Below are 1,126 nucleotides of genomic sequence, written 5' to 3' on the forward strand. Positions count from 1 at the left end.
GAGTAGCAACTGTGTTTCAAACAATGGCGTCTCGGTAGGCCGTTCCAGTTTTGATCATTGCGTTGAGAACGGTCAGTAGCTTGCGCGCGCATGCGACGATGACGGGCTTCTTGGCTTTTCCAGCCGCAAGCAGGCGCTCCTTGAAGGCCCTGAACCTCGGGTCGAACCTGCTGGCGGTGAGTGCTGCCAGATAGAGCGTGCGCCTGATCGTGCCACGTCCACCCCATATGCTGCGTTTGCCGCGTCGGTGCCCGGAGTCATTGGCATGTGGAGCCAGCCCGGCGAGAGCCGCGATCCTTCGTCGGTCAAGCTGACCAAGTTCAGGGAGCTGCGCGATCAAGGTTGCTGATACGACGGGTCCGATCCCTTTAATTTGGCGTAGGCGCGCCGCCTGCTCGCGCAAGTCGTCTTGTTCCTGGATAACGGCTTCTATCTCTGCCTCGGCTTTCGCGAGGTTGGCTTGCAGGGTCTTGATGTGCCGCGCGATGTTGCGCCGGATCCATGCATCCTGAGTTGTCCTCAAGCGGTTCTTCTCTGCAACGATCATAGTGGTGATGTTCGACCGGTGGGCAGTAAGATCAGACAAACGCTGGCGTTCGGCAGAACGCTGGCTCGCTGGAGCCAACTGTAGAGCGCGTCCCATCTCGGCCAGCACCTGCGCATCGACGCGGTCACTCTTGGCCAGGCGCCCGGTCGCGCGGGCAAACTCGCGGGCATGCCGGGGGTTCACACACGTCACGAGCCGCCCAGCTTCGGAGAGAGCGGATATTACGGGTCGCTCGTAGCCACCGGACGCTTCGAGGATGACGATGGATGTGCCAACCGTTTCTGCAAAACTGCGGAGCGATCGGCGGTCGGTCGGGATTCTCACCTGCCGAGAGGTGGCGGGGTCACATATGTCAATCCAGTCTTTCGCAACATCAACGCCGATGTAGGTTTGGGGCAAAGTCATTGTCCTATCCTTGATATTCGGGGTCGGCACTGCGGTCGCCCCTTGCAACTGTTCAGGTTCAAATGGCGGCGGTGCAGATGAGCCCCTTGCTACTCAGCGGGATCTACCTCCCCGGGATGGAACGGGGTCCCACCTGCATTCTCAGTATGCCCGATCTTGAACACACAAGGATGG

At 59.9% G+C, this 1,126-nt stretch carries 1 protein-coding gene; it reads right to left on the minus strand.

Translation table 11 applies throughout. The annotated features are described in order from the left end of the window. Positions 1 to 16: 16 nt before the first annotated feature. Positions 17 to 952 (minus strand): IS110 family transposase, encoded by a 936-nt coding sequence (locus tag CVM52_RS25970; RefSeq protein WP_240621087.1) that lies wholly within the window; start codon positions 950 to 952, stop codon positions 17 to 19. Between the last annotated feature and the right edge of the window lie 174 nt (positions 953 to 1,126).

The organism is Pseudooceanicola lipolyticus (genome assembly GCF_002786325.1).
Lineage (GTDB): Bacteria > Pseudomonadota > Alphaproteobacteria > Rhodobacterales > Rhodobacteraceae > Pseudooceanicola_C > Pseudooceanicola_C lipolyticus.